The organism is Variovorax sp. GW822-FHT04A09 (assembly GCF_058801005.1).
Genome location: NZ_JBXAMV010000001.1, coordinates 159340 through 184355 on the forward strand (window position 1 = coordinate 159340; position 25016 = coordinate 184355).

Genomic DNA, 25016 nt, shown 5'->3' on the forward strand with positions numbered 1-25016 from the left:
GAACCATGTCCTATCCATCGAGCACCATGACCGACATTCACAAGCAACCCGCGTCGACCTTCCGTTTCCCCCTGTCGTGGCCCGCCGCCGCGGCCGCGCTGATGCTGGCCGGCTGCAGCATGACGCCGGTGCAGCTCACGCGCGACGAGATCGTGGTGCGCGTGCGCCACGACCAGAAGCAGCTGTACAAGGACCAGGCCACGGTCGCCACGCCCATGACGTATTCCGAGGTGCTGGCGCGCGCGCTCAAGTACAACGCCGACTACCGCCTGAAGCTCATGGAGTCGGCCCTGGCGCGCGGCCTGCTCGACGTGTCGGCCGCCGACATGCTGCCCAAGCTGGTGGCCGACGCGGGCTACAACGACCGCAGCAACGATTCGGGCGGCACCAGCATCGGCATCGAAGACCGCGTGGTGAGCCTGCGGCCCTCGACCTCGGAGCAGCGCTCGCATTACTTCGGGCGCGCCACGCTGTCGTGGAACGCGCTCGACTTCGGCATCAGCTACTTCCGCGCCAAGCAGGCGGCCGACGAGGTCAACATCGCGGAGGAGCGCCGCCGCAAGATCCTGCAGAACATCGCGCAGGACGTGCGCAGCGCCTACTGGCGTGCCATCGGTGCGCAGCAGCTCATCGGCGATGCCGACCGGCTGGCCGTGCGCATCGAGGATGCGCTGAAGAAGTCACGCGAGGCCGAGCGCGCCGGCGTGCTGCCGCCCGCGCAGGGCCTGGCCTACCAGCGCGCGCTGCTCGATGCGATGTCGCTGGTCAACGCCAAGCGCCAGGAAATGCAGTTCGCCAAGCGCGAGCTGGCCGCGCTCATGAGCCTGCCGCCGGGCGTCGACTTCACGCTGGTCGAAGGGCCGCAGGACGGGCGCGCGCCCGTCACGCTGGACATCGACAAGCTCGAGGTCGCCGCGCTGGAAAACCGCGCCGAGCTGCGCGAGGAAGACTACAAGGCGCGCATCGGCATCGCCGAGACCAAGAAGCAGATCGCCTCGCTGTTCCCCGGCCTGAACCTGTACGCCGGGGCGCGCTACGACTCCAACTCCTTCCTCTACAACAGCAACTGGAGCGACGCGGGCGTGAGCCTGTCGATGGACCTGTTCCGGCTGGCGGCCATCCCGGCCATCAACCGCACCAACGACGCGCGCAAGAAGACCGACGAAGCGCGCCGCCTGGCGCTGACCATGGCGGTGGTCACGCAGGTGCGCGTGTCGGCCGAGCGCTACAAGCTGGCGGTGGTCGACCAGGAGCTGGCGGCCGAATCCAGCCGCGTCGACCAGCGCATGGCCAGCGTGGCGCGCGCCGGTGCCAGCAACCAGCTCGAGAGCGAACTCGAGGCACTGCGCGTCGATGCGCGCGCGCTGGTGTCGCGCTTCCAGCTGGCCACGGCCTATGCGGCCACGCAGACCTCGTACGGCCGGGTGCTCAACTCGGTCGGCATCGACCTGATGCCGGCCACCGTGGCCAGCACCGACATCAAGACCGTCGCCAAGGCCATCGAGCAGAGCATGGCCGAAGGCGAGAAGGCGGTGTTCCTCGAAGCGGCGCTGATCCCGGTGCGCAACCGGCCGGTGAGCGTGCGCGTGCGCGACCTGCCGTCGGGCGTGAGCGAAGCGGCGGTGCGCGGCGCGGTCGAGCGCATCGTCACGCGCAACGAGCTGGTGTCCTCGGGGTCGGCCGATGCGCTCGTGCTCACGCTGGCCTTCCAGCGCAATGTGCCGCAGCAGCGCGGCACCACGCGCGCCCAGTGGCGGCTCACGCTGGCCGAGCCGGGCGGGCGCGAGCTGCTGTCGCAGAACTACGCCAGCTACGTGCCGGCCGTGACGACCGAAAGCGCCGTGAGCGCCTTCGCCGAGGCGGCGACGCTGTCGGTGATCACGGACGTGCGGCGCCTCGCGCGCACGGGCGCCACGGTGACGCAGAAGTGAAAGCGAGCCCGCCCTTGAAACCGTCGTCCTTCTCCGCGCTTCGCATCGCCGTGCTCCTGGCCTGCGCCCTGGGCGGTGCCCTGCAGGCCGGCGCCCAGCCGGCACCCGCGCCGCGCACCGCCCCGGCGGGTGCGCCGGGCAACCTGGCGCCGGTGCGTTTTCTTGTGGTGGCCGCGCAGGAAAGCGTGCTCTCGGCCTCGGCCCCGGGCCGCTTCGCGAAGGTGCCGGTGAGCCTGGGCGACACGGTGCGCGCGGGCCAGGTGCTGGCCGCCTACGAATGCGACGAGATCCAGGCGCGCCGCGCCGCCGCGCGTGCCGAGCACGAGGCCGCCAAGGTGCAGTACGTGGGCAAGCTGAAGCTGCAGGGCCTTCAGTCGGCGGCCGAGATCGAGGTCGAGCTGGCCGCGGCCAACGTGAACAAGGCGCAGAGCCAGGTCCGCATCTTCGACGCGCAGATCGCGCAGTGCAATTTCGTGGCGCCGTTCGCCGGCAAGGTGGCGCGCGTGCATGTGAAGGTGGGGCAGGGCGTGAACCCCGGCGCGCCGGTGGTCGAGCTGGTCGGCAACGGCCCGCTGAAGGCGCGCATGAACGTGCCCTCGCAATGGCTCGCGTGGCTGAAGACCGGCCAGCGCCTGGACGCCACGGTCGACGAGACCGGCGCCGCCGTGGTGCTGAAGGTCACGCGCGTGTCGGGCCGCGTGGACGCGGTGAGCCAGACCATCGAGATCGAGGCCGAGCTCGCGGGCGACGCGGCCGGCCAGGTGCTGCCGGGCATGAGCGGGCAGGTGCGCGCGCCGGTCGGCAGGGGATGAGCGCCGCGCGCGGCAAGGGCGGAGCGTCGTGACCGATCTCGCGTTCCATGCGCTGGCCGCGAAGGTGCGCGCGGCGCAGCGCCCGGCCGACCTGGCCTTCCTGATCTGCAACGAGACCCACGCGATCGCGCCGTACCGGCAGGCCGCGCTGGTCGGCTTCTTCGGCGCGCGCCGCACGCGGCTGGTGGCGCATTCGGGGCTGGCCGATGTGGAGTCCGACTCGCCCTATGCGCTGTGGCTGGCCTCGGTGGCCGACCACCTGAAGCCGCGGCTGGACGAGTTGCCGGCCGCCGCGCGCGTGCTGGCGTTGTCGCCCGGCATGCTGCCGCCCGCGCTCGCCGCCTCATGGGCCGACTGGCTGCCCGACCAGGTGTGGGTGCTGCCCATGGCCGACCCCGACGGCCGCGCACGCGCCGCGCTGTTCCTGGCGCGCGAGGCGCCGTGGCCCACCGAGTTCGACGCCAAGGCGCCCGAGTTCCTGCTGCTGCAGGCCGCCGCGATGTACGGCCATGCGTGGTGGGCACTGACCGGGCGCCGCCGCTCCATCGGCACGCTGCTGCAGGAAGCCTGGGCGCGCAAGCCGCTGCGCTGGGCGCTGGCGCTGCTGCCGCTCGCGCTCCTGGTGCCGGTGCGCGAGTACGCGCTGCTGCAGGCCGAGGTGATCTCCACACGCAGCCAGGTGATCGCCTCGCCGCGCGACGGTGTGATCCGCCGCATGACCGTGCCGCCCAACACGCCGGTGGTGGCCGACCAGACCATCGCCGAGCTCGACGACACCACGCTGGACAACCGCCTGGCCGTGGCGCGCGCGGCGCTGTCGACCGCGCGGCTGGAACTGCACCAGGCCTCGCAGCGGGCCATCGAATCACAATCGGCCAAGGCCGAGCTGAGCCTGGCCGAAGGCAAGCTGCGCGAACGCGAGGTGGAGGTGGGTGCGCTGCAGCGCGAAGTGGCGCAGCTGCAGATCAAGGCGCCGGCGGCGGGCGTGTTCGTGTACTCCGACCCCGACGACTGGGCTGGCCGTCCGGTGCAGACCGGCGAACGCGTCGGGCTGCTGGCCGACCCGGCCGTGCTCGGCGTGCAGGCCTGGGCGCCGGTGAGCGAGGCGGTCAACCTGGCGCCGGGCGCGCCCATGACGCTGTTCCTGCGCGTGGCGCCGCTGGACCCGGTGTCGGCCCGGCTCGACCACGCCGGCTACCAGGCGGTCGAGGCGCCCAACGGCGTGGCCAGCTACCAGCTGCGCGGCCACCTGAGCGAACCCTCGGGCGTGGCGCGCATCGGCCTGCGCGGCACGGCGCGCGTGTCGGGCGAATGGACCGTGCTCGGCTACCTGCTGCTGCGCCGGCCGTTCGCGGCGGCGCGGGAGTGGTGCGGGTGCTGAGCGGCACGGCGCTCGCAGGCCGTGGCGCTCCTGCGGGCGCTGCGTCGCCGCCGCCGTGGCCGGCATTGCGCGAGGAACTGCAGATCCATCCGGCCGGCGCCAACGGCGACGGCTCGCCGGCCTGGCACGTGTGCGACCCGGTGCGCAACCTGTTCTTTCGCATCGGCTGGCTGGAGTTCGAGATCCTGCAGCGCTGGCCGATGGCCGATGCTGCGCGCATCGCGCAGGCGATCGAACGCGACACCCCGCTGGCGCCCGACGCCGACGACGTGGCGCGCTTCCAGGGCTTTCTCGAACAGCACCAACTGCTGCGCACCGTGCGCCGCAAGCCGCCGATGCCGGCGTGGCGATGGCTGCTCAACAACTACCTGTTCGTGCGCATTCCGCTGGTGCGGCCGGCGCGGCTGCTCGAGAAGATGCTGCCCTGGGTCGAGTGGCTCTACAGCCGCTGGTTCGTGGCGCTCAGCGTGCTCGCCGCCGGCGTCGGCGTGCTGCTGGCCGCGCGGCAATGGGACACGGTGGCAGCCAACCTGCGCGGTGCGCTCAGCTGGGAGGGCGTGCTGGGCTTTGCCGGCGCGCTCGTGGTGTCGAAGCTGCTGCACGAGATGGGGCACGCGCTCATATCCACGCGCCACGGCGTGCGCGTGGGGCACATGGGCGTCGCGCTGCTGGTGATGTGGCCGATGGCCTACACCGACACCGGCGAAAGCTGGAAGCTGGCGCGCTCGCGGCACCGCCTGGCCATCGCGTCGGCCGGCATTTGCGCCGAGCTGGTGCTGGCCGCGTGGTCGACGCTGTTGTGGGCCTTCATGCCCGACGGCGACCTGCGCAACGCGCTGTTCTTCCTGGCGACGACGGCCTGGGTGCTGACGCTGGCCGTGAACGCCAGTCCCTTCATGCGCTTCGACGGCTACTACATGCTGACCGACGCGCTGGATTTTCCGGGCCTGCACGAGCGCGCGGGACAGCAGGCGAGGCGCGCGCTGCGGCGCTGGCTGCTGGGCTTCGACGATCCGTCGCCCGAGACGCTGACGCCGGGCTTCCGGCGCTTTCTCATCGCCTTCGCGTTCGCCACCTGGGTCTACCGGCTCGTGCTGTTCATCGGCATCGCGGTCGTCGTTTACCACGCGTTTTTCAAGGCGCTGGGCGTGTTCCTGTTCATCGTCGAGATGGGTGTGTTCGTGGTGCGGCCGGTGATGGCGGAACTGCGCGTGTGGCACGCGCGGCGCGGCGAGATCAAGCCACGGCGGCGCCTCGGCGCGGCGCTGCTGCTCGCGCTCGTGGCGGTCGTGCTGCTGGTGCCGTGGCACGGCGGCATCTCGGCGCCGGGCGTGATCCGGGCGGGCGTCGAGCAACCCGTGTTCTCGCCCTACGCGGCGCGGCTGGCGGCGATGGAGGCGAACGACGGCGCGACCGTGGCCGCGGGGCAGTCGCTGGTCACGCTCGAAGCGCCCGGCCAGACCGAGGAACGCGAGAAGGCGCGCGTGATGTCCAGCGCCTACGCGCGCGCGGCGCGCGGCGCCATGGGCCTGGAGGAACGCCCGGCGGCGCAGCAGGTGCTGGCCGAGCAGCAGGCCAGCCGCTGGGACACCGAACGCCGCGCGCGCGACGCCGAGCTGCTGCGTCTGCGGCTGGTGGCGGCGCACGGCGGCACGCTGCGCGACGTCGATCCGCTGCTGCAGTCCGGCACGTGGGTGGCGCCGTCGCAACTGATGGCGATGGTGGTCGACGGCCGGCGCTGGCGCGTGGAAGCGCTGGTGCCCGAGCACGACCGCCAGCGCCTGGCGGCCGGCAGCCGCGCGGTGATCCTCGTGAAGGGCCGCACGCGCAAGCTCGAAGGGCAGGTGCGCGCCATCGACAACAGCCCGGTGCGCCGGCTGCCGCACCTGCTGCTGGCGCAGGACCACGGCGGCCCGATCGCGCTCAACCCGACCGCGCAGAAAAAAGACCTGCGTCCGGCCGAGGCCTGGTTCCGCGTGACGGTGGAGGGAGAGGACGACGCGCCGGTCGACGGCGTGCGCGAGGTGCGCGCGCATTTCGAAGGCACCCGCGAGAGCCTGGCCCGCCGCTGGATCCATGCGGCGACCTCGGTGCTGATCGAGCAGTCGGGGTTCTGAACAAGCGCGCCCGCTTGCGCCGGCCGGCCACGTGCCGGCAGGCGATGCCCGCGGTCTGCCTTACAGCCGGGTGTGCTCGGAGTGCGGCAGGCGGTCCTGGTCGGAACGCAGGACTGCCAGCATGCTCATGAGCGTCACGCCCGCGGCAAGACCGACCAGGAAAGCAAGCACAACGAGGGAAGGGTCGGTTGTCATGCGGTTCTAACGCCGACCCATCCCGCAAGGTTTACGAGTGTTTACACTTATTTGTCATGTCTGCAGGTCCGGGGTAAACAGGCGTCTGCAAAAGGGTCCCTGTGCTTCGGCACCCACCTGCCACACGGCGTGGCTATAGTCGTTCGACCATGCAGAAACGGATCGAGGTTGTCTTTGTCTCGCGGCGCAATTCGCTGCGCAGCGTGCTGGCCGAGGCCTGTCTTGCCCACCTCGATGCGAAGCGCTTTTCGGTGCGCTCGTGCGGGCAACCGGGGCGGCTGGCGGCGGACGTGCACCCCGCGGCCGTCGAGGCACTGGGCAGCGCCGGCATGGCCTTGCCGACTTCGCCGCCGCGCAGCTGGGACCTGCTGGCGCGCGCGGGATCGCACAACGCCGATGTCGTCATCACGCTCGACCCGTCGCTCGAACCGCTGCAGCCGCGCTGGCCCGGCCAGCCCGATGCGGCGCTGTGGCCTTATCCCGACGTGGCCGGCGCCAACACCGGCCCGGACGACGCGGCGCATGGCGCGCTCCAGGTGCTGTACTCGCTGCGCCGCCGGCTCGAACTGCTGGTCAACCTGCCGCTCGTGGGCGCCGACCGCAGCGCGCTGCGCTCCGACATCCGGGACATGGCGCACATGCGCTGAGGCGATCTAGGGCGCGGCGAGCCGCAGCACGAAGGTCTTGGTGTGCGGGTCGGTGAGAAACACCTGCGCCACCTGCCAGGCCTGCGCATGCGCGTCGCGCCAGGCGGTGGCGTACTTGATGTCCAGGCGGGTCATGGGGGGCTCGTCGAGCCGCTCGAGCCGGCGCCAGAGCCGGTAGCAGTGCGCGACCTGCCGGGGCGAGCCGAGCAGCTCCTCGAGTTTGATGCGGTAGGTGAATGCCGCCACCATCACGTCGCGCACCGTGACGTTGCGGCCCTCGACTTCGATGGTGTAGAGGTGCTCGGCGGAGTGGATCTCGTCCTTCATGCGGCGGCGCGGAAATCGGGGCGGACGGTGTCGACCTGCGGGGCAGGCCGGTCGGGAGGATGCGCAGAAAGAGGGAGACGGATCACGGCCGCTCCATCCTAGATGGCACGCTGTTTCGGCGCGAGTGCCGAAAGTCATGCGGATGTTCACACATGGTGTCCCTTTGCGCGAAGCGCGTGAAATTGTTATTAAACGAAATTAAATGCTAATACCTAGGAACTATGTCCTAGGGCGGCGCCGGCAGTAGCCCTAAGCTCCTCACTGACATGAGCGCCACACAGCAACATCTTTTCGTCGAACTTTCCGACGGTTGGTCCAGCGAGATCGACATCCGCCAGACCACCGGCGGCCGCTATGCCGGCGTTGCCGAACTCCGCCTGCGTGGGCTCAAGCGCGGCGTGCTCGTCTTCATGCAGCAGCCCTCGCTGGACGCCGCGGTCGCGCGCGTGCGCCTGCGGGCCAGCCAGTTCGCCCGCGAGCGCCTGTCGCTCGCCGAAGCCCGGACCGGCGCACGGGCGAGCTGACCGGGTTCATCCGCACCCGCCGCACCCCGCGGTTGAAGTTTTTCTATCCCGGCCATCGGGATTGCCAAACCCGCTGCGCCCGCAAGCGGCGCACCATCGAGGCTCACGGATCTCACCGATGGAGCACACGACATGTTGAAGACCTTCAGGAAAGCCATGGGCGTCGCCATTTCGCTGGCCGGGTTCGTGGTGCTGGTGACCCAGCAACTCTGAACGCCCGGCCTCTTTTCCCGCATGCCGCCGCTCAGGGCCGCGTCGGCAGCAGCGGCGAGGTGTACACCGCCGGCGGCGGACGCTGCGGATACACCGAGGTGCCGAAGGTGTTGCCCATGCGGTGCCCGGTCGCCGCGCGGTTGAACAAGCCCAGCTGATTGCCCGGCCGCTGCGTGATCGCTTCCGAGGCCAGCCCGGGCGCCGCGTCGTCCGGCCCGCGCGCCGGCATCGTGGGCGCGAGCTTGCGGGTCAGGCAGTCGTAGGCGGGCGTGCGCTCGCCGTTCACCACCACTTCGACGCAGCTGCCGTCGGCCTCGCCGCCACCGGAGGGCGGTGTCTGCGCCGCCGCGCCAGTGCCGATCACCGAGAGCATCACGCCGAACAGCCACACACCGACGCGCATCGTTGCACTCCAGGAAAAAAGAAGAAGGAACGCCGTGCCGCGATCACGGCCAACCGGGCAGTCTGGACCGCGCGCAAGTCAGGAAGAAGACGGAATCTCGCGAGGTCGGAAGTGTGAACGAAACGTCACATGTCGGTCATGCGCGGTCGCTAGTCTCGCCCGCACGCTCACCCGGGCCGCACGGCGGACGGCCGCTTTCCAGACCCTTCGTTGCTGCTGTTGATCCTCCGTCACATGACACGTACTTCCGCATCGGGCGGTGGCCTGACACTGTCCTGGTGCCTGGTCATGGCGCTGGTGATGTGCGCCGCCCACGCCGCGGCAGCCGACGACCCGGCGAGCGACGCGCCGGCGCTGCATTTCGATCTGCCGGCGCAGCCGCTGGCACGCTCCCTCGCCGTCTTCGGCCACCTCACCGGGCATTCGGTGCTCGTCACCAGCCGCCTCACCGACGGCCGCGAGGCGTCGCCGGTGCAGGGCGACTTCGCACCGCGCGACGCGCTGCAGCGGATGCTCGTGGGCACCGGGCTGGTGGCGCGCTACACCGGCGCCAGCGCCTTCACGCTCGTGCCGACACAGCCGGCGACCGCCATCCCCGACGAACGCGCGCCGGCGGGCGCCGCCCCGGCCGGCAATGCCCCGGCCTTGCAGGCTTACGCGGCCGTGCTGCAGGGGGCGGTCACGCGCGTGCTGTGCATCGCGCAGCCCGACGCCTTCGGCCGTTACCGGCTCGCGGTCCAGTTGTGGATCGACCCTGCGGGCGCCGTCACCGAGGCCCGCCTGCTCGAGGGCAGCGGCGTGCCGGCGCGCGACGCCACGGTGCTTGCCAGCCTGCGCACGCTCGGCCTGGACACGCCGCCGCCGGCCATGCTGCCGCAGCCCGTCACGCTGCTGCTGACGCCGCGCCCCGACCCGGCGCGCGACTGCCGGCCGTACCTGCGCGCGCGCGCAGGCTGAGTCGCATGACCGAATCGATCAAGGCCTCGCTGCGCGCGCTGTTCCTGGCGCGCTACGCGCAGTTCCGCAAGCACCTGCACCACCGCCTCGGCTCGGAAGACCTCGCCAACGACGCGCTGCAGGAGGCCTACCTGCGCGTGGAGAACTCGACCGTGCGCAGCGCCGTGCGCTACCCCTCGGCCTATCTGTTCCGCATCGCGCTCAACGTGGCGGAAGACCAGCGCAAGAGCAATTCGCGGCTGCTGAGCGTGGGCGAGGTCGAGGCGCTGTACGACATGGCCGACGAGGCCGCCGACCCCGCGCGCGGCGCCGAGGCGCGCAACGAACTCGAGGCGCTCGAGCGCGCGCTGGCCGAGCTGCCGCGCCGCCGCCGCGCCATCGTGCTGGCCGCGCGCGTCGACGAGATGCCGCACAAGGACATCGCGGCGCGCTACGGCGTGTCGGCGCGCACCGTCGAGAAGGAACTGCGCGCCGGCCTGGAACATTGCTGCGAGCGGCTCGGCCGGGATTTCATCCAGCGCTTCGGTCCTGGCGCCGGAAAACAGTCTCCCCATGATGACCGCTGAAGAATCCCAGGCGACCGAGGCCATGAAGCAGACCCTGCAACGCGAAGCGCAAGCCTGGGTGGTGCGGCTCGGCTCGCAACAGGCCACCGAAGACGACGCCCAGGCCTTCCGGCGCTGGTGCGCGCGCAGCCGCGCGCACGCGCAGGCTTTCGTGCAGGCGCGCCAGGTGTGGCAGGCCATGGCGCCGGCCGCGCAGCGCGTGCGCCAGCAGGAAGCGCGCGAGGCGGCCCGCCGCCGTCTGCCGGTGCCCGGACGCCGTGCCTTCCTGGGCGGTGCGGTCGCGGCGTCGATCGCCTACCTCGCGGTGTCGCCGCCGCTGGCGCTGTGGCCCTCGGTCGCCGAGTGGGGCGACGACTACCGCACCGCCACCGGCGAGCAGCGCGAGGTCGCCATGGGCGACGGCGTGGTGCTGCAGATGAACACGCAGACGCGCATCAACCTGCGGCGCGGCGCGGCGCCGGAATCTGCGGGCGAAGCCATCGAACTGGTGTCCGGCGAGGCCGAGGTGCTCGCCGGCGGCCCGGCCTCGGCGCGCGTCACGGTCGCGGCGGGCGGCGGCACGGTGTCGGCCACGCGCGCGCGCTTCAACATCCGCCACCTCGACGGCGAGGTCTGCGTGACCTGCCTGGCGGGCCAGGTCGACGTGGCGCAGGGCACGCAGCAGGCGCGGATCGACGCAGGCCGACAGCTGCGCTACGGCCCCGCGGGGCTCGGCGTCGTCACCGGCGTGGACACCGGCCCCGTCGTCGCCTGGCGCCGGCGCCAGCTCGTGTTCGACCAGGTGCCGCTGTCCGAAGTGGTGGCCGAGGTCAACCGCTACCGCCACGGCCGGCTCATCCTCACGAACGAGGCGCTGGGCCGCAGCCGCGTGCAGGCCAGCTTCTCCATCGACCGGCTGGACGACGTGGCCTTCCTCGTGCGCGACGTGTACGGCGCCGAACTCACGCAGCTGCCCGGCGGCATCGTGCTGCTGGGCGCCGCGAGCGCCTGAAGTGCGTTCGTGAAGATTTCGTGACATGGTGCAGTCGCGCCGGACCTTCGCTGTCATAGCTCGGTAGTCCACGGGCCCTTGCGCTTCGTGGCCCCGATCGAGCAACGAAACACGAACCCATGGAAGTCCGCATGCAACGCAGCAGCCGCCGCACGGTGTCCCGGCGCAATCCGCCGAACGCGTCCTCTTCTTCTTATTCATCCGCCGCATTCGCGCAGGTCCGGCTCACGCCGCTGGTGCGCGCCATCGCGCTGCTGCTGGCCGGCGGCGCCGCGTTCGACGGCGCGCAGGCGCAGCAGGCGTTCAGCGGCGCCTGGATGGCGCAGAAAAACATGGCGCAGAGCACCGCGCTCGCCACCGGCCGCCTGCCCAACGGCCTGCCCGCCGCGATGCTCGCGGGGCCGCAGGCGCAGCAGCAGCGTGCCAACGAACAGCTGCAGCAGTCCCTCGGCAACCTGAACCTGGCGGCGCGCGTCATCGCGGCGCAGCAGTCGGCGCAGGCCGCGGCGCGCGCCGCCGCGCAGCACGATCCGTCGGTGCCCGATGGCCTGGCCGAAGGCGGCCTGAAGGTCGACACGAACTCGCTCACCGCCGGCTGGCACAACGCACGCCCGCTCACGCCCGATTCGCAACGCCAGGCCGCAGGCCGCACGGTGGTGACGGTCGAGCAGACGGCCGACAAGGCGATCCTCAACTGGGAGACCTTCAACGTCGGGCGCAACACCACGGTGAAGTTCGACCAGCAGGCCAGCTGGTCGGTGCTCAACCGCGTGAACGACCCGAAGGCGCGGCCTTCGCAGATCCAGGGGCAGATCCAGGCCGACGGCACGGTGATGGTCGTGAACCGCAACGGCATCGTGTTCAGCGGCAGCAGCCAGGTCGACACGCGCAACCTCGTGGCCGCGGCCGTGGGCATGAGCGACGCGCAGTTCAAGCGTGGCCTGTACAGCGAAACGCGCGGCAGCACCCAGGTGCCGGTGCTGGCCAACGACCTGGTGCTCCACGCCACCGGCGCCACGCACGGCGCGGCCACCGCCGACGTGGTGGTGGCGCCCGGCGCGCGCATCGCCACGCGCCGGCCCACCAGCGTGACGGAGGGCGGCGGCTACGTGCTGCTGGCCGGGCGCGAGGCGCACAACCACGGCAGCATCACGACCGCCAACGGCCAGACCGTGCTGGCCGCCGGCGACGCCTTCGTGATCCGCAAGGGCATGGGCACCGACGGCAACAGCGACTCGAGCACGCGCGGCAACGAGGTCGATCCGCTGCGCCTGGCCGGCAGCGCCGCCGGCCGCGTGCGCAACACCGGCCTGATCGCCGCGCCGACCGGCGACGTGACCCTGGTCGGCAAGACCGTGGAGCAGCAGGGCGTGCTGCTGTCCAGCAGCTCGGTCAACACGCGCGGCACGCTGCACCTGCGGGCGGTGGGCGAGGCCGGCGAAGCGCGCGTGACGCTGGCGCCGCAGAGCACCAGCGCGATCGTGCTGGAGAACGACGGCGCGACCGCGCTCGACGTGCAGCGCGACACCCTGCTGAAAGACTCGATGCGCCTGAGCGACGGCGGCTACAACCGCCGCGACCAGTCGCTGGTGAAGATCGACTCGGCCGGCGACATCGACTTCGACGGCGGCTCGCTCACCCTGGCCACCGGCGGCCAGGTGCAGGCGCGCGCCGAGCGCCGCACGCGCGTGGCCAGCGGCGCCGCCATCGACGTGGCCGGCGCGGTCGGCGTCGGCGTGGCCATGGCGTCGAACAACGTGAAGATCAACGTGCAAGGCAACGAGCAGCGCGATGCGCCGCTCAACCGCGACGGCAAGCGCCTGAACAACCTGGACATGTGGATCGACCGCCGCGACCTCGTGCGCGTGGCGGCCGGCGTCAACGGCTACGCCGGCGAGCGCTGGTACACCGGCGGTGGGCTGCTGGAGGTCGGCGGCTACCTCAACACCGACGGCCACACGGTCGGCGAATGGGCCGCGTCGGGCGGCACGGTGGCCTTTGCCGGCGGCGAGCTGGTCACGCAGCGCGGCTCGCGCATCAACGTGGCCGGCGGCACGCTCGACGTGCAGACCGGCCGGCTGCAGCAGAGCTGGCTCAAGGGCCCCGACGGGCGCCTGTACAACCTGTCGACCGCGCCGGCCGACATCGTCTACACCGGCCTGTACCGCGGCTTCGAGGACGAGCACGCGCGCTGGGGCAAGACCACCACCGGCTACTTCTACAACCCGCTGATCGCGCCGCGCGAACGGCTGGAAAACGGCTACACCGTGGGCCGCGACGCCGGCCAGGTGCAGGTCGGCACGCGCGCCGCGGTGCTCGAAGGCGACATCGACGCCACCGTGTTCCAGGGCGAGCGCCAGCAACGCAAGCGCGATGCGGGGCTGGACGGCTACCGCCAGCTGCAGACCGCGGCCCCGCTGGCCGGGCGCCTGGTCATCGGCGGCGTGGCGCCGGTCTACGACGCCGCCACCGGCCTGCTGCGCGACAACCCGTCCGCGCGGGTCGACCGCGTCACCTTCGCCGAGGCGCCGATCTCGCCCGCCTCGCTGGCCGATGCACTGGCCGCCGGCGAGGCGCTGCCGAAGGAGCTCGCGGGCCATGTGCGCATCGACAGCCAGTGGCTGCAGCGCCAGCGCCTGGGCGGCGTCGTCGCCTATGCGAACGACACGGTGGCGGTGACGTCCGCGCTTGCCGTCGCGCCCGGCGGCAGCATCGCGCTGCACGCGCCCACGGTGGCGGTGGAGGCCGACCTGGTCGCGCGCGGCGGCAGCATCGCGCTGGGCGACCTGGTCAGCCGCTTCGCCAGCGCCAACGGCGGCAGCTGGGTCGACATCTCCATCGCCGACGTGCTGCCGGTCGGCTACGCGCCGCGCGTGGCGGTGGGCGAGGGCGTGCGGCTGGATGCGCGCGGCCTGTGGAGCCACATCGCGCAGTCGCCCGATCGCATCGAGGGCCTGCCTTACGTGGACGGCGGGCAGGTCACGCTGCGCAGCACCGGCGATGTGGTGCTCGGCGCGCGCAGTGTGGTCGACGTGTCGGGCGGCGCGGCCCTGCTGGCCGGCAACGAACTGCGCGGCGGCCGTGGCGGCGACGTGACGCTGATGGCGGCCCAGCCCGGCAACGATGGCGCGGGCCCGGGCACGCTGCGCATGGACGGCGAGGTGCGCGGCCACGGCGTGAAGGGCGGCGGCAAGCTGACGCTGGCCAACGGCGCGGCCATCGGCATCGGCGAACTGCCCGCGGGCGGCGACGGGCAGCTCGCGGCGGGGCGCCGCAGCACCGTGCTCCTGCGGCTGGCCGGCGACTACGTGATCGCGGCCGGCAGCGAGATTCCGATGGACTTCGCCGTCACGGTGTCGCGTGCGCTGCCGGGCGAGGCGCTCAAGGAGAGCGTGCAACCCGGCGTCAGCAACGCGCGCACCGTCGTCACCGGCGCCGACTGGGTGGTGCCGCCGGGCACGCAGGCGTTCCTGCTCGACGGCAAGGGCTACGAGCCGGGCCAGACGGTGCCGGCCGGCAGCGTGCTGGCGGCCATCACCCTGCTGGCCCAGGGCTACGTGCTGCCCAAGGACGTGTTCCCCTCGGGCCTGCCGATCCCGCCCAAGACCACGTCGTACAAGGCCGGCACGGTGGCCGCCGCCGACACCGTGATGCCCGCGGGCACGCCGATCGTCGCCGGCACCGCGCTGCCGCGCGCGGTCGCGGTGCAACCGCTGCTGCGCCTGGACACCGACTTGTTCCGCAGCGGCTTCGCGCAGTACGCGGTGCGCGGCCAGGACGGCGTGGCCGTGGCCGACGGCGCGCGCGTGGACGTGCGCATGCCGGTGCAGCGCTTCGACCCCATCGCCGGCGCGCTCGCGCCCACCGGCGCCGACCCGTCCACCGCGCTGCCGCTGTGGATGCCGCCGGTGTACCAGGACGATCCGGTGAAGCAGAAGCTCACCCAGCGCGCCGGCGCCGACCTGACGCTGGAGGCCGGCACGCTCTACCAGCGCGCGCCGCTGGTGGTGGGCGAGGGCGCCCACATCGCGCTCGATCCGGGCCGCACGCTCACGCTGCGCGGCAACGACCAGATCACGGTCGATGGCACGCTCTCGGCCTGGGGCGGTCGCGTCGCGCTGCTGCCGGGCGAGCACGGCATGAGCAACGCGCGCAACCTGGCCGACGGTATGCCCAATGCGCGCTCGTACTGGATCGGCGAGCACGCGCTGATCGACGTCGCCGCGCGCCCGGTGGTGGCCACCGACGCGCGCGGCCACCGCTACGGCCAGGTGGCCAACGGCGGCACCATCGAGATCGGCGCGCGTCACGTGCTCGATGCCACGCAGGTGGACGCGGCCGATGCCTTCGTGGTGCTGCGCCCCGGCGCGCGGCTGGAGGCCTCGGGCACGTCGGCGACGCTCGACCTGCCGGGCCGTGGCGCGACCGAGGTCGCCAGCCACGGCGGCACCATCGCGCTGAGCTCTTTCCGCGGCCTGTTCCTGGACGGCGACATGCGCGCCGCCGCGGGCGGCGCGGGCGCGGCCGGCGGCATGCTGGCGCTGAACCTGGACACGCCCCTCTACGGCACGGTGGCGCGCTACAACCTGAAGGGCGAGAACGTCGACGACGCGGTGCGCGTGCCGCGCGAGATGCTGCTGGCGCAGGTGCAGGGCCGCAGCGCGGTGGCCGACGCCGCCGGCCTGCGTCCGGGCCAGGCGCACGGCGCGCTGGCCTACGGCACGGCGCGCATCGGCGTCGACCGCATCCACGACGGCGGCTTCGACAACCTGTCGCTGCTCAGCCACGGCATGCTGTCCTTCGACGGCAGCGTCGACCTCTCGCTGGGCCAGAGCCTGCGCCTGACCACCACCGCGCTGGCCCTGGCCGAGGCGTCCGCGCCCGATGCGCGCGTGGCACTGGCGGCGCCTTACATCCGCCTGGCCGCCAGCGGGCGCACCCAGATCGACGACTACATCCTGCCCAACCCGGTGCTCGGCTCGCGCAACGCGGGCGGAGGGGCCGGCACGCTGGGCGTGCCGCTGGTGTCGGCCGGCAGTTCGCTGCGGCTGGACGCGCAGCTCATCGACCTGGCGGGCATGGTGCAGCAGGGCGTGCGCGGCACCATCGTGCGCAACGTGCCCGAGGACCTGGTCGTGGAGCGCAACGCCTTCGACCGCACGCTGCTGCGCAGCAGCGGCGACCTGCGCTTCTCGAACAACGCCAGGTTCTACGTGCCGGGCGACCTCACGCTGGCGGCGGCGCAGATCTATCCGGCCACCGGCGACAGCGGGCTGGTGCAGGTCGGCCAGCGCAACGTCATCGACAAGTGGGGCACCCGCCAGGCCGAGATGGACATGAACCGCCGGCTGGTGATCGAGCGCGTGGGCGACACGCCGGCCATGCCGCAGTCGGCCTTCGGTTCGCTCACCTTCCACGCCGCCCACATCGAGCAGCGCGGCGTGCTGCGCGCGCCGCTGGGCGGCATCGCGCTGGGCAGCGTCTTCGGCGACACCTCCACCAGCACCGTGCAGCTGCATGCGGGCAGCCTGACCTCGGTCAGCGCCGACGGGCTGCTGATGCCCTACGGCGGCACGCAGGACGGGCTGACCTATCTCTTCAACGGCAAGGACGTGGCCTACCGCGTGCCCGGCGTCGGCCCGGCCATCACGCTGTCCGGCCACGCGGTGGACGTGCGCGAGGGCGCGGTGCTCGACATGTCGGGCGGCGGCACGCTCACCGGCACCGCCTTCCTGGCCGGTCGCGGCGGTTCCACCGACGCGCGCATGCACCCGCTGGTGCAGGTGGGCGCGCAGCGCAAGGGCTTCGTGCTGCCCGGCCTGGCCACCAACCCGGTCTATGCCATCGTGCCGGGCGTGCAGCCGCTGCAGGCGCCGCTCGGCGCCGAGAAGGGCGCGAGCGATCCGGCAGTGGGCCGGCAGATCACCATCGGCGCCGGCGTGCCCGGCCTGCCGCCGGGCCGCTACACGCTGATGCCCTCTACCTACGCGTTGCTGCCCGGCGCCTTCCGCGTCGAGCTCAACGGGCTGGCCGCGCAGGTCGGCGCGCCGGGCAGCGCGACGGCGATGCGCAACGGCTCCTACACCGCGCCCGCGCAGCTGGGCGTGGCCGGCACCGGCATCCACGACGCGCTGCCGCTGCAGGCGGTGTTCACGCCGGGCGACGTGCTGCGCACCTACGCGCAGTACAACGAGACCGGCTATGCCGACTTCGCCGTGGCGCAGGCGCTGCGCGACGGCGTGCCGCGCCCGCTGCTGGAGCGCGACGCCAAGGCGCTGCGCTTCCAGTTCGGCCTGAAGGGCACGGCGGGCGAGATGCCCGGCGAACCCGCGCTGCGCTTCGCTGGCACCGCGCGCTACGCCACGGTGGGCGACGGCATGGGCGGCACGGCGCTGGTGATCGGCGGAACGGCGCGCTCCTTCGAGGTGCTGGGCGACGGCGCCGCGCCCACGCCGGACTTCAAGGGCACCTCGCTGCATGCGCGCGATCTCAACGCCATCGGCGCCGCGCAGCTGGCCATCGGCGGCGCGCCGGCGGGCACCTTCGTGCAGGACGCCACCGCGGCCGATCGGCTGAGGGACGCCAACCGCCTGGGCTTCAGCGGCGCCGCCGAGGGCATCGTGCTGCGCGAGGGCGCGGTGCTGCGCGCGGGCGAGGTGTTCCTGGTCACCGACCGCCGCGACTCGGGCATCACCGTCGAGTCCGGTGCCGGCATCGACACGCTGGGTCGCGGGCCGGCGGCCTGGGACTCGCGCCGCGGCTACATCTACGAGCCGGGCTTGCGCAGCGTGCTGGCGGTGTCCAACGGCTGGATCGACATCCAGCCGCCGTCTGCATCGAGCGGCGGCCAAACGGGCCCCGGCCGCATCGACATCGGCGTGTGCGCCCCCAGCGGCAGCTGCAGCGCCGGCGCGCGGCTGTATTCCGAAGGCACCATCACCGCCGCCACCGACCAGGCCTTCACGCTGGGCGAAAGCACGCGCTACGGCACGCGCAACCTGGTGCTGGCACTGGGCGGCATCAACGTCGGCGGCGAACGCGCGCTGGGCGATGCCGCCGCGCGCGGCGCGCTGCCACCGGGCCTGACGCTGAACCAGTCCGTGCTCGACCGCCTGCTGCGCGGCGACACCAGCACCGGCGCACCCGCGCTGGAGAACCTGGTGTTCACCGTGCGCGACGCGGTCAACTTCTTCGGCTCGACGCAGCTGTCGACCATCGACCCCGCCACCGGCCAGTCGACGATCGCGCGCCTGATGCTGACCACGCCCGCCATCTACGGCTGGGGCGATGCCGACAGCGTGGCGCGCATCCACACCGACGTGCTGGTGTGGAACGGCACGCGCACGCCGCCCGGCCTGGTGGCCACCGGCGGCGCGGGCACCGGCAGCGGCCGGCTGCAGATCGACGCCCGGCGCATCGAGGCGGGCGCCGCGCGCGACATGCGCGTGGACACCGTGCACGACATGGACCGGCTGGTGCTGGGCTTCGGCGAGGTGCAACTCAACGCGAGCGAGCAGGTCACGGCGCGCCAGAAGGGCTCGCTCTCGGTCTACCAGTCGCAGGGCGCGTGGGACGAGGCGGCCAAGGGCTACGTGCGCACAGGCGGCGCGCTGCGCATCGACACGCCGCTCTTGACCGGCGAGGCCGGCTCGGTGATGCGCTACACCGCCGGCGGCGACGTGCGCGTGGCCGCGCCGCAAGGCATGCAACCGGCCACGATGACCGACGCCGAGGCGTCGCGTGCGCTGGGCGCCGAGATCGCCATCGACGGGCGCAGCGTGACGCTCGACACCGCCGTGGTGCTGCCCAGCGGCAAGCTGGTGCTGCGCGCCGACGGCGACGTGCAGCTGAACGACGGCGCGCGGCTGGACCTGGCCGGCCGGCGCCTGCGCTTCTTCGACGTCGACAAGTACAGCTGGGGCGGCGACGTGGAGATCGAAAGCCGCACGGGCAACGTGCGCCAGGCCGCGGGCGCGCAGATCGATCTCTCGGCGCAGAACAACCGCGCCGGCCGGCTGGCCGTCACCGCGCTCGGCGCGGGTGCCGGCCAGGTCGAGCTGCTGGGCCGCATCGCCGGCGGCAGCAACGGCGAGTACGACGCGGGCGGCACGGCGGTGCCTTACGCGGCGGGGCGCATCGACGTGCGCGCGCAGCGCCTGGCCGACTTCGCCGGCCTGAACCGCCGCCTGACCGACGGCGGCGTGGTCGGCGAGCGCAGCTTCCAGCTCAAGCAGGGCGACCTGGTGGTGGGCGACGAGCTGAAGGCGCGCGAGATCAACCTCTCGGTCGACGGCGGCCACCTCACCGTGGTCGGCACCGTGGACGCCGGCGGCGTGCAGGTCGGCAGCATCCGGCTGGCGGCGCGCGACGGCGTCACCCTCGCCGGCAACGCGCTGCTCGACGCGCACGGCACGCGGCTGCGCGTGGACAGCTACGGCCAGGCCATCGAGGCGCCCAACCGCGCCACCATCGAGATCGACAGCGGCCAGGGCCGCCTCGTGCTGGAGAGCGGCGCGCGCATGGACCTGCGCGCCGGCACCGACGGCACGCCGCGCGCCTTCGGCACGGTGGAGCTCAACGCGCCGCGGCTGGGCGGCGCGCGCGGCAATGACATCGACATCGACGCCGGCGGCACGCAGCGCATCGAGGGCGCGCGCACGATCACCGTCAACGGCTTCTTCCGCTACGACGACGCGCCCACGGGCACCGACCCGGACATCAGCGGGCGGCCCTACCAGCGCATCGACCAGGCCTACCTGCAGGCCAAGCACGAGGACAGCACGGCCTTCATGCGCAACGTGCTGGCCAACGGCGCGCTGGTCGACGGCAGGCTGGCCGGCCTGCGCGCCTACGGCGATGCCTTCCACCTGCGCCCCGGCGTGCAGATCGTGAGCCGCACGCCCGATGGCGACCTGCAGATCGACGGCGACCTCGACCTCTCGGCCTTCCGCTACGACAGCCTCAACGCGCGCACGCAGCGCACCGGCGTCTACGGCTCGGGCGAGGCCGGCGCGCTGGTGATGCGCGCGGGCGGCAACCTGAAGATCCACGGCAGCATCAACGACGGCTTCGACACCTCGGCGCTGCCGGCCACGCGCGACGACGACGGCTGGGTGCTGCTGAAAGGGCGCGTGCCCTTCGGCGGCGACGTCGTGGTGCCGCGCGGCGGCGTGGTCACGCTGGCCGAGAACACCTTCCTGCAGCCCGGGCGCGCGCTCAACTTCCAGGCGCCGCTCAAGGCCATGAGCCTGGCCGCCGGCACCGTGCTGCCGGTGCGCGCGGTGCTCACCGAGGGCTACACGCTGCCCGCGGGCACCGTGCTTGGCGGCGCGGTGCGCGATGCGTCCGGCCAGGTCCTTCATGCGGCCGGCACCGTGCTGGCGCAGCCGCTCGTGCTGGGCGCGAACATGCAGCTGGACCCCGGCGTGCGGCTGGCGGGCGCGGCCAAGGTGGGCCCGATGCTGTGGCCGGTCGGCGTGCCGCTGCCGTTCCCCGACGGCGCCGTGCTGGACGTCAACCAGCCGCCGTTCTACCGCTACAACGGCCCGGTGCTGGCGCGCGAGGTGCCGCTGCAGCGCGGCGCCGTCATCCCGGCTGAGACGGTGGTCGTGCTGCCCGGCGGCGCGGCGTCGGTGCGGCTGCGCCTGGCCGATGGCGACGGCAACCAGGGCCGCAACTTCGCCATCGCGCCGATGCTGGCCGAGGGCTCGCAGTCGTGGTCGATGCGCCTGGTGGCCGGTGCCGACACGCAGGCCGCCGACAGCCGCGCGCTGCAGCCGCGCGGGCCGCAGCGCGACCTGCTGCTGGCCGACACGCACTACGGCAACGCCTTCACGAAGCAGCTGGTCTCCGGCGGCAAGGTGTGGTCCTGGAACCAGCAGGCGGAGGACGAAGGCCTGGGCGGGAAGGGCGTGATCCTCACGCCGGAGGAAGTGTCCTGGGGCATGTGCGACATCGGCTATTGCGATCTGGTCTCCGAGACCCCCGAGGTCTGGGACTTCAAGTCCTACCCCGTGCGCCAGCCGCTGTTCAGCGTGGTGCGCACCGGCACCGGCGACCTGGACCTGCTGGCCGGCAACGACTTCACGCAGCGCTCGCCCTACGGCATCTACACCGCCGGCACGCGCGCCGTGGCGCGCGCCGACGACGCCGACTTCCACCTGCCGCGCGCCAAGGGCCCGCAAGGCACGGTGCTCAACGGCGGCTACGACATCTTCGAGCAGTTCGTCGACAGCCAGAGCCTGTACCGCGCCTGGTACCCCGACCACGGCGGCAACCTGCGCATGCGCGTGCAGGGCGATGCGCGCGGCGACACCATCGGCGTGCGCGGCAACATGCGCCGCACGACCGACGAACTGGGCGTGTTCCGCAAGCAGATGCCCAGCGCCATGCTCGGCAACTGGTTGTGGCGCCAGGGCACCGGCAGCGTGGTGCCGGGCGCCGAAGGCGTGCCCACCGCGTGGTGGATCAACTTCGGCAGCTACGTCGCGGGCCACGAAGGCACGACCTACGACCTCGGCGGCCTCTGGCCCTACCTGGTGGGCTTCACCGGCATCGGCACGCTGGGCGGCGGCAACCTGGTGTTCGAGACCGGCGGCAACGCCGGGATGATGGAGCAGATGGGCGACCACAGCGCCACCTACGTGGCGCGCAGCCAGGGCCTGCATCTCGCCGTGGGCAGCACCGGCCGCGTGACGCGCGCGGGCGAGCTGCTGCTGACCGGCGGCGGCGACCTGGACGTGCGCATCGGCGGCACGCTGAACCCGGCGCCCGAGGTGCGCGCAGTGCCCGCCAGCACCACCTGGCAGGCCGGCAGCCTCCAGCGCTACGACCGCATGCGGCTGGACCTGAACGGGGTTTTCGCCAACCTGCGCGGCGCGCTGCGGCTGGAAAGCGGCGCGGTGGGCGGCATCGAGCTGGACTTCGGCACCCCCGGCCCGAAGGACTCGCGCGCGCTCAGCCCCTACGTCGCGGGCTCGTCGATCGCCTCGGGCGGCCCGGTGCTGATCCCCGGCGACGCCGGCGTGCGGCTCGACGCGCGCGGCGACCTGGTGCTGGGCGGCGTGGCCGATCCGGGGCGCGTGCCCACGCTCACGCACGGCACGCCCTTCAGCGCCAACGGCACGCAGCACCCGGGCGAAGGCTGGACCTGGTTCTCGCTGTGGACGCCGTCGACCGCGATCGACCTGTTCAGCGCCGGCGGCAACCTCACGCCGACGCTGGGCTGGACCGACCTGGGCGATCGCACCAACCACCAGGCGACCGACGGCCGCTTCGTCTACCCGGCGGTGCTGCGCGCGCTGGCGGCCAGCGGCAGCCTGTACTACGGCAGCGCGAGCTCGGGCGTGCGCGACGAATCGAGCAACGGGCCGGTGCTGTCGCCCTGGAGCCTCACGCTGGCGCCGTCGCCGGTCGGCCCGCAGTACGCGGTGAAGCGTACCGCGCAGCTGGAGCTGCTGGCGCGCGATTCGATCCATGCGGCGGGCTACACCATCACGCCCTCGGGCGCCGATCCGTCGCGGCTGGTGGACCCGTTCCAGCCGGGCTTCGCCGCGCTGGGCGGCGAACTCTGGTACGGCCGCGAGCTGATCCACAACACGGCCGCCGACGCGCTGCTGCCCTCCATTGCACTGGACGGCCAGAATTCGTGGCTGCGCTTTCCGCTGTTCACGCTCACCTCGCCCAGCGTGGCCGACGTGGCGCCGGCGGGCCAGCCGCCGTCGCGCTTCTATGCGCTGGAGGGCGACATCGTGGGCCTGCGCACCGGCTCGATCGTCTACCGCGGCTCCAACACCGGCGTGGCGACGCCGAACGGGCTCTGGTACGAAGGGGCGGGCCCGGTGGCGATCCGCGCCGGGCGCGACATCGTCGGCGCCGGCACCGCGCTGGGCGAGGTCGATCTCGTGCCGTCGGAGGGCGCGGGCTGGCGCGGGCGCGACTTCCCCGGCCGGCCGGAACTGCCGTCGCAGCCGCAGACGCTGAACGCCGCCTCGGCGCGCGGCAACCTGATCGTGCACCGCCACGCCGACGACGTGTCGGTGGTGGAGGCCGGGCGCGACATCCGCAACAGCAGCTTCCACATCGCCGGCCCCGGCGAGCTGGCGCTGAGCGCCGGGCGCGAGCTGTACATGGCCGACAAGGGCGAGCTCAAGAGCCTGGGCGCCATCGTCAACGTGAAGCCGGGCGACCGCAGCAGCGGCGCCGGCATCTCGGTGGCGGTGGGCGTGGGCCGCGACGGGCCGGACTGGGCCGGCTTCGCCGCGCGCTACCTCGACCCCAAGCGCCGCGCCGCGAGCGGCCAGCCCTTCGCCGACCAGCCCGGCACCGCGCTGTACAGCTATGGCGGCGAGCTCACGCTGGCCGGCTGGCTGTCGCAGCAGTTCGGCTACGGCGGCGACGAGGCCGGTGCCGACGCCTACCTGAAGCGCAAGCAGGCCGAGATCGACGGCCAGCGCAGCGAAGGCGGCGGCAGCACGCGCCGCGACCTGGTGCGCGAGTTCGGCCTGGCCGAAGGCCTGCACCTGGTGAACTGGCTGCGCGACCGCTTCGGCGGACGCAACAGCCAGGGCCGCCACTTCGATGCCGCCACCATGGACGCACAGGCCTTCTTCGCCGCGCTGCCGCCCGAGCAGCAGCAGGTGTACCTGCGCAACGTGTACTTCGCCGAGCTGCGCGCCGGCGGGCGCGAGTACAACGAGGAGGGCGGCCCGCGCCGGGGCAGCTACCTGCGCGGGCGCGAGGCCATCGCCACACTGTTCCCCGCGCAGGGCGCCGACGGCAGCGCGCGCCGCTACCAGGGCGACCTGACCATGTTCAGCAGCGCCAACTACTACGCGAGCAGCTCGGACCCGTTCACCAAGCGCCCGCAGGCCGGCAAGAGCTACCTGCGGCGCGACGCCTGGACGGCTGCTGGCCGGCCCAGCGACATCGGCGTGTACGACGCGCTCGATGCCGGCATCCACACCAACTTCGGCGGCAACGTGAACATCCTCGTGCCGGGCGGGCGCACGCTGGTGGGGGTGGACGGCGGCTTCGTGCCGGGCGAGGGCTCGGGCGTGCTGACGCAGGGCGCGGGCGAGGTGCAGATCTATTCGCTGGACAGCATCCTGCTGGGCCAGAGCCGCATCTTCACCACCTTCGGCGGCGGCATCCTGGCCTGGTCGGCGCAGGGCGACATCAACGCCGGGCGCGGCTCCAAGTCGACCGTGGTCTACACGCCGCAGCGGCGCCTGTACGACGACGCCGGCAACGTCAGCCTGTCGCCGACCACGCCCAACACCGGCGCCGGCATTGCCACGCTGAACCCGATCCCCGAGGTGCCGCCGGGCGACATCGACCTGATCGCGCCGTTGGGCACCATCGACGCCGGCGAGGCGGGCATCCGCGTGTCGGGCAACGTGAACCTGGCGGCGCTGCGCGTGGCCAATGCCGAGAACATCCAGGTGCAGGGCAAGTCCACCGGCGTTCCGGTGGTGGCGGCGGTGAACGTGGGCGCGCTCACCAACGCCAGCGCCGCCGCCTCGCAGGCCGCCACCGCGGCGCAGGACGCCGTGCAGCGCGACCGCGCGGCGCAGCGCCAGGCGCTGCCCTCGGTGTTCACCGTGCGCGTGCTCGGCTTCGGCAACGAACCCGCGGGCGGCGAGGGCGGTGGCGGCGGTGCCGGCCGCGAGCGCAGCGGCGCGGCCTACGACCCCAAGGGCGTGGTGCAGGTGCTCGGCGCGGGCGCGCTCACGACCGCGCAGATGCAGTCGCTCACGCCGGGCGAGCAGCGGGGGCTGAAACGCTGAGGCGCTGAACCTTTGCGCTACCCGCGCAGGCGGAAAAAACAGAAGGGCCTCCCATGCGGAGGCCCTTCTTCTTATGTGCGCGAAACCCGTCGCGCCGGACCTCGTGCCGATTTCTTGATGAAGTTTTCGTGACAAACGACAGTCGCCGCGCACGCCGTGCGTCTA

13 protein-coding genes are annotated in these 25016 nt (G+C 72.8%); 10 read left to right on the forward strand and 3 right to left on the reverse strand.

The window, feature by feature from the left end; translation table 11 throughout:
• The first annotated feature begins 26 nt into the window (after positions 1 to 26).
• Genes AC1RLW_RS00650 through AC1RLW_RS00665 form a run of 4 tightly spaced genes read left to right on the forward strand, consistent with a single transcriptional unit; the run spans position 27 to position 6241 of the window.
• Complete coding sequence (locus AC1RLW_RS00650) at positions 27 to 1931, forward strand: TolC family protein (protein WP_493191917.1); 1905 nt, start codon at positions 27 to 29, stop codon at positions 1929 to 1931.
• 14 nt (positions 1932 to 1945) lie between these two features.
• Entirely contained in the window at positions 1946 to 2743 is a 798-nt protein-coding gene (locus tag AC1RLW_RS00655) for an efflux RND transporter periplasmic adaptor subunit (RefSeq protein WP_493191918.1), read from the forward strand.
• 28 nt (positions 2744 to 2771) lie between these two features.
• Entirely contained in the window at positions 2772 to 4124 is a 1353-nt protein-coding gene (locus tag AC1RLW_RS00660; RefSeq protein WP_493191919.1) for an efflux RND transporter periplasmic adaptor subunit, read from the forward strand.
• Positions 4055 to 6241, forward strand: coding sequence for a site-2 protease family protein (locus AC1RLW_RS00665; protein ID WP_493191920.1), 2187 nt, complete (start codon positions 4055 to 4057; stop codon positions 6239 to 6241). The genes AC1RLW_RS00660 and AC1RLW_RS00665 overlap by 70 nt, the downstream gene beginning before the upstream one ends.
• A gap of 60 nt (positions 6242 to 6301) precedes the next feature.
• Here AC1RLW_RS00665 and AC1RLW_RS00670 read toward each other — a convergent pair whose 3' ends face one another.
• Positions 6302 to 6436 carry a hypothetical protein gene (locus tag AC1RLW_RS00670; RefSeq protein ID WP_493191921.1) on the reverse strand — a complete coding sequence of 45 codons (135 nt, stop codon included), beginning with the start codon at positions 6434 to 6436 and terminating at the stop codon, positions 6302 to 6304.
• 149 nt (positions 6437 to 6585) lie between these two features.
• Here AC1RLW_RS00670 and AC1RLW_RS00675 point away from each other — a divergent pair, with 149 nt between their 5' ends.
• The gene (locus tag AC1RLW_RS00675; RefSeq protein ID WP_070061203.1) at positions 6586 to 7083 is read left to right on the forward strand and encodes an arsenate-mycothiol transferase ArsC; all 498 of its coding nucleotides are present in this window, start codon (positions 6586 to 6588) and stop codon (positions 7081 to 7083) included.
• A gap of 6 nt (positions 7084 to 7089) precedes the next feature.
• On the opposite strand, the gene AC1RLW_RS00680 is transcribed toward AC1RLW_RS00675, so the two are convergent.
• A complete protein-coding gene (locus AC1RLW_RS00680) occupies positions 7090 to 7410 on the reverse strand; it encodes a hypothetical protein (protein WP_062482657.1) in 321 nt (106 codons plus the stop codon).
• A 266-nt stretch (positions 7411 to 7676) separates the two neighbouring features.
• Between AC1RLW_RS00680 and AC1RLW_RS00685 the strand changes: the two genes are divergently transcribed.
• Complete coding sequence (locus AC1RLW_RS00685; protein WP_062482654.1) at positions 7677 to 7934, forward strand: hypothetical protein; 258 nt, start codon at positions 7677 to 7679, stop codon at positions 7932 to 7934.
• Between the two features lie 244 nt (positions 7935 to 8178).
• On the opposite strand, the gene AC1RLW_RS00690 is transcribed toward AC1RLW_RS00685, so the two are convergent.
• Positions 8179 to 8550 carry a hypothetical protein gene (locus AC1RLW_RS00690; protein WP_493191922.1) on the reverse strand — a complete coding sequence of 124 codons (372 nt, stop codon included), beginning with the start codon at positions 8548 to 8550 and terminating at the stop codon, positions 8179 to 8181.
• Positions 8551 to 8784: 234 nt separating this feature from the next.
• Between AC1RLW_RS00690 and AC1RLW_RS00695 the strand changes: the two genes are divergently transcribed.
• From AC1RLW_RS00695 to AC1RLW_RS00710, 4 genes are all read left to right on the forward strand, one after another.
• Positions 8785 to 9507: a secretin and TonB N-terminal domain-containing protein gene (locus AC1RLW_RS00695; RefSeq protein ID WP_493191923.1), complete on the forward strand. Its 723-nt coding sequence runs from the start codon at positions 8785 to 8787 to the stop codon at positions 9505 to 9507.
• A 5-nt stretch (positions 9508 to 9512) separates the two neighbouring features.
• Entirely contained in the window at positions 9513 to 10073 is a 561-nt protein-coding gene (locus AC1RLW_RS00700) for an RNA polymerase sigma factor (RefSeq protein ID WP_492676486.1), read from the forward strand.
• Positions 10060 to 11064 (forward strand): FecR family protein, encoded by a 1005-nt coding sequence (locus AC1RLW_RS00705; protein WP_493191924.1) that lies wholly within the window; start codon positions 10060 to 10062, stop codon positions 11062 to 11064. Before AC1RLW_RS00700 ends, AC1RLW_RS00705 begins: the two co-directional genes overlap by 14 nt.
• Positions 11065 to 11195: 131 nt before the next feature.
• Positions 11196 to 24851: a filamentous hemagglutinin family protein gene (locus AC1RLW_RS00710; RefSeq protein WP_493191925.1), complete on the forward strand. Its 13656-nt coding sequence runs from the start codon at positions 11196 to 11198 to the stop codon at positions 24849 to 24851.
• Positions 24852 to 25016 lie beyond the last annotated feature (165 nt).